Origin of the sequence: Streptomyces phaeochromogenes (genome assembly GCF_001418655.1) — a bacterium.
GTDB lineage: Bacteria > Actinomycetota > Actinomycetes > Streptomycetales > Streptomycetaceae > Streptomyces > Streptomyces phaeochromogenes.
Map to the genome: position 1 here is coordinate 1 of NZ_LIQZ01000262.1, position 5,057 is coordinate 5,057.

The following is a 5,057-nucleotide window of genomic DNA, read 5'->3' on the forward strand; positions in this document are numbered from 1 at the left end:
AGCCCCTGAGTAAGGGACGGGATTGGGTAGGGGCGGCGGGGGCGAGAAAGGGCCTCGCAGGACAGCACACCTTTCCCCGAACCGCCCCCAGACACTCATCCGTTCACGCGATGGTGCGATCATGTGCCGCCGTACGGATGCCCGTGGAAGGCCGCGGGTAGGGCCGGTCCATGACGCAGCCGTTCGAACTCCCGCACTTCTACATGCCGTACCCCGCGCGGCTGAACCCGCATCTCGACGAGGCACGCGCCCATTCGAGCGAGTGGGCGCGCGGAATGGGCATGCTGGAGGGCTCCGGTATCTGGGAGCAGGCCGACCTCGACGCACACGACTACGGCCTGTTGTGCGCGTACACGCATCCGGAGTGCGACGGACCGGCCCTCTCGCTCATCACCGACTGGTACGTGTGGGTCTTCTTCTTCGACGACCACTTCCTGGAGACCTTCAAGCGCAGCCAGGACCGCTCCGGCGGAAAGGACTACCTGGACCGGCTCCCGCTCTTCATGCCGCTCGACCTGTCGACCCCGGTGCCGGAGCCGCTGAATCCCGTAGAGGCCGGACTCGCCGACCTCTGGGCGCGCACGGTCCCCTCGATGTCCCTGGGCTGGCGCAAGCGGTTCGCCGAGTCCACCGAGCATCTGCTCAACGAGTCGATGTGGGAGCTGTCCAACATCAACGAGGGGCGGATCGCCAACCCCGTCGAGTACATCGAGATGCGCCGCAAGGTCGGCGGCGCCCCCTGGTCCGCGGGGCTGGTGGAGTTCGCGACGGCCGAGGTGCCCGAACCCGTCGCCGGCTCACGGCCGTTGCGCGTGCTCATGGAGACCTTCTCCGACGCGGTGCACCTGCGCAACGACCTCTTCTCGTACCAGCGGGAGGTCGAGGACGAGGGCGAGTTGAGCAACGGCGTGCTCGTCCTGGAGACCTTCTTCGGCTGCACCACCCAGCAGGCCGCCGACACGGTCAACGACATCCTCACCTCGCGGCTGCACCAGTTCGAGCACACGGCGCTCACCGAAGTGCCCGCGCTGGCCCTGGACAAGGGCCTCACGCCGGACGAGGTCCGGGCGATCGGCGCGTACGCACAGGGGCTGCAGGACTGGCAGTCGGGCGGCCACGAGTGGCACCTGCGGTCGAGTCGCTACATGAACGAGGGGGCTCTCGCGACCTCACCACTCAGCGGCCTCACGGGTCCGGGCACCTCCGCCGCCGACGTCGGGGCGCTGCTCGCCGCCGCCGGTGCCGAGCGGCTGCGTGCGTACACCCATGTGCCGTACCAGAAGGTGGGACCCTCCCAACTCCCCGATTTCTACATGCCGTTCCAGGTCCGGCTGAACGCCGATCTGGACGGGGCCCGGCAGCGCATCACACCGTGGGCCCACAGCATGGGCATCCTGGAGGAGGGCGTCTGGGACGAGGACAAGCTCGCCGCCTACGACCTGCCGCTGTGCTCGGCGGGCCTCGACCCGGACGGTACGCCGGAGGCCCTGGACCTCAGCGCGCAGTGGCTCGTGTGGGGGACGTACGGCGACGACTACTACCCGATGGTGTTCGGGCACCGGCGTGACGTGGCCGCGGCGAAGCTGTGCACCGAGCGGCTGTCCGCCTGCATGCCCCTCGCGGGCGAGGAAATCCCGCCCCCGGCCAACGCGATGGAGCGCTCCCTCGCCGACCTGTGGCAGCGCACGACGGTCACGATGGACCTGGACGCGCGCCGCACCTTCCGGGCCTCGGTGGACGTGATGACCGAGAGCTGGGTGTGGGAGCTGTCCAACCAGCTTCAGAACCGCATCCCCGACCCCGTCGACTTCCTGGAGATGCGTCGCGCCACCTTCGGCTCCGACCTCACCAAGAGTCTGTGCCGTCTGGGCCACGGCCCGGCGGTGCCGCCCGAGGTCTACCGCAGCGGTCCGGTCCGTTCCCTGGAGAACGCCGCGATCGACTACGGGATGCTCATCAACGACGTCTTCTCGTACCAGAAGGAGATCGAGTACGAGGGAGAGGTGCACAACCTGATCCTCGTCGTGCAGAACTTCTTCGGCTGCGACTACCCGACGGCCCTCGGCGTCGTCCACGACCTGATGACCCAGCGCATGAAGCAGTTCCAGCACGTCGCCGCCAACGAGTTCCCTCTGCTCTACGAGGACTTCCAACTCTCCGACGAGGCCCGCGAGATCCTGGAGGGCTATGTGGTCGAGCTGCAGAACTGGATGGCCGGCATCCTCAAGTGGCACTACGACTGCCGCCGTTACGGGGCCGCGGACCTGGCCCGCCGCGCCCATGGCTTCGTACCGGGCCGGCTGCCGAGCCCGCCGTTCACCACCACCTGGCAGCGTGCCTCGACGGCAGTCCTGTGACGGCACAAAAGAAACTTCACCTTCCGTACGGGGCTTCCGGAACTTCTCGTACGGAATGGGGCATTCAGGCAACTATCGGCGTGATGCCGGGAGTCTTCCGGGGTGAGGGAACAGACCACGGGACACGGGGGTGTTCGAACGTTGACCGACATCATTGAAAGGGTCACCGAGGAGCTCGTGAGCGAGGGGGATGCGGTACGGGCCGCGGGGGAACTGGAGCCGTTCGTAAGCCCGTTGCCGGTGCCGCCGGTGCTGCGGCCCGGCTCGGGGGACGTCCTCCAGGAGACCGAGATCGCGCTGAGGCCGACCTGGGTGCGCATGCACCCGCAGCTGCCGCCGACCCTGATGTGGGGGTACGGCGGTTCGGTGCCGGGCCCGACCATCGAGGTCCGCAGGGGACAGCGGGTCCGGATCGCCTGGACGAACCGCATTCCCAGGGAGAGCGAGTACCCGGTCACGGCCGTCGAGGTGCCGCTCCGCCCGCCGGGCACCCCGCCCGCCACCACCGAGCCGGGCCGTGGGGGCGTCGAGCCCAACAAGGACGTCGCCGCACTGCCCGCCTGGTCGGTGACCCACCTGCACGGCGCACAGACGGGCGGCGGCAACGACGGCTGGGCGGACAACGCCGTGGGCCACGGAGACGCCCAGCTCTCCGAGTACCCGAACGACCACCAGGCGGTCCAGTGGTGGTACCACGACCACGCCATGAACATCACGCGGTGGAACGTCTACGCGGGGCTGTACGGCACGTACCTCGTCCGCGACGACGAGGAGGACGCGCTCCATCTCCCCTCCGGGGAGCGGGAGATACCGCTGCTGCTGGCGGACCGCAACCTCGACACGGACGAGGACGGCCGGCTCAACGGCCGCCTGCTGCACAAGACCGTGATCGTCCAGGAGAAGAACCCCGAGACGGGCAAGCCGGTCTCGATCCCCTTCTCCGGCCCGTACACAACGGTCAACGGCCGCATCTGGCCGTACGCGGACGTCGACGCCGCCTGGTACCGCTTCCGCCTGGTCAACGCGTCGAACTCGCGTATCTACGACCTCGTCCTGGTCGACGAGGACAACAACGTGGTACCGGGCGTCATGCACCAGATCGGCAGCGACGGCGGGCTGCTGCCGCGCCCCGTGCCGGTCGACTTCGACGAGTCGCTGCCCACGCTGACCGCCGCTCCGGCCGAGCGGTTCGATCTGCTCGTCGACTTCCGGGCCTTCGCGGGCCGGAAGCTTCGCCTGGTCAACAAGGGGCCCCGGCAGGCGCCCGGGGTGCCGGACCCGGAGGGCGGCGTCCGCTATCCGGCGGTCATGGAGTTCCGGGTGCGCGAGTGCGCCGACGAGACCGGCGCGGACACCTTCGAACTGCCCGCGGTGCTCTCGGGGTCCTTCCGCCGGCTGACGCACGCCGTCGAGCACGGTCACCGGCTCATCGTGCTCACCCCGCCGGCCACCAAGGGCGGCGGCGGACATCCGGAGATCTGGGAGATGGCCGAGGTCGAGGACCCGGGCGACGTCCAGGTCCCCACGGAGGGCGTCATACAGCTGACCGGCCCGGACGGGAAGACGAAGACGTACCGCCGTACGGCACGGACGTTCAACGACGGGCTCGGCTTCACCATCGCCGAGGGCAGCCACGAGCAGTGGAGCTACCTCAACCTCTTCCCGATCGTCCATCCCATGCACATCCACCTGGCCGACTTCCAGTTGCTCGGCCGCGACGCGTACGACGTGTCGGGCTTCGACCCCGCGATCGGCGGCACACGCGCGCCGATCGCGTTCGACCCCGGCACGCAGCTGCCGCTCGCGCCCAACGAGCGCGGCTACAAGGACGTGTTCCGGGTGCCCGGCGGACAGATCCTGCGGGTGATGGGCCGGTTCGACGGGGCGTACGGCAGGTTCATGTATCACTGCCATCTCCTTGAGCACGAGGACATGGGCATGATGCGGCCCTTCGTCGTCATGCCGAAGGAGGCGCTGAAGTTCGACCACGGCGCGGGGCACGGCGGCCACGAGGGCCATACGGGCTGACTCCACGTCCTCGCGCCGACCCCGGTACGGCCCGGTGCGGGCGCTCAGAAAGCGAGGCTCGGCGCGGCGGCCGTCATCACGAGCGTCGTGCCGAACGCCCACCGGTGCCGGCGGCGACGTCGAACGCGCGGCCGGCGCACCCCACCCGGTCGCGGACTGTGGCCCCGGATCGGCGACCTGGCCGGACTGCGCGCCTGTTGGCCACCGTCGAAGAGGCTCAGGCGAACGGCCGGGAGAGCCGGAAGAGCTGACGGACGGGTCGACGGACGGGTGGACAGACCGGTGGGCAAGTCGGTGGACAGGCCGGTCGAGCAGGGAAGAAACGCATCACCCGTTCGAGGATCGTGGCGCGCCGGTGCGGAGGGTAGGGCTCTGGCCGGAGGCGATCACCCATGGAACAGACCGCGTTGCGTCCCAAGCCGATGCCGGGCCGGGAGCCCGGCGGCGGCCGTCCGCCCGGCACGGTCCGCCGCCCGCACGCCGCACGCCGACGCGGGCGACGGCTCATGACCCTGCTGTTCAGCCTGTTCGTCGGGGCGGTCCTCGTGCTGTCGGGGATCGGCCTCGGCACCGTGGGCGCCACGGTGATCGGCATGAGCAAGCTGGCCGACCTGCGGAAGGAGGCGGGTGGAGCGGGCGGTGCGCCGGGGGGGTCCGGCCCGGCGCACCGCC

At 69.8% G+C, this 5,057-nt stretch carries 2 protein-coding genes and 1 pseudogene; all 3 read left to right on the plus strand.

Annotated elements, in window-relative coordinates; all coding sequences use genetic code 11:
* The first annotated feature begins 170 nt into the window (after positions 1 to 170).
* A complete protein-coding gene (gene cyc2 / locus AOK17_RS31060; RefSeq protein ID WP_055615906.1) occupies positions 171 to 2,357 on the plus strand; it encodes a germacradienol/geosmin synthase Cyc2 in 2,187 nt (728 codons plus the stop codon).
* A 141-nt stretch (positions 2,358 to 2,498) separates the two neighbouring features.
* Entirely contained in the window at positions 2,499 to 4,385 is a 1,887-nt protein-coding gene (gene phsA / locus AOK17_RS31065; RefSeq protein WP_055615907.1) for an O-aminophenol oxidase PhsA, read from the plus strand.
* A 392-nt stretch (positions 4,386 to 4,777) separates the two neighbouring features.
* Positions 4,778 to 5,057, plus strand: a pseudogene (locus tag AOK17_RS31070) (PDZ domain-containing protein); the annotation flags it as partial.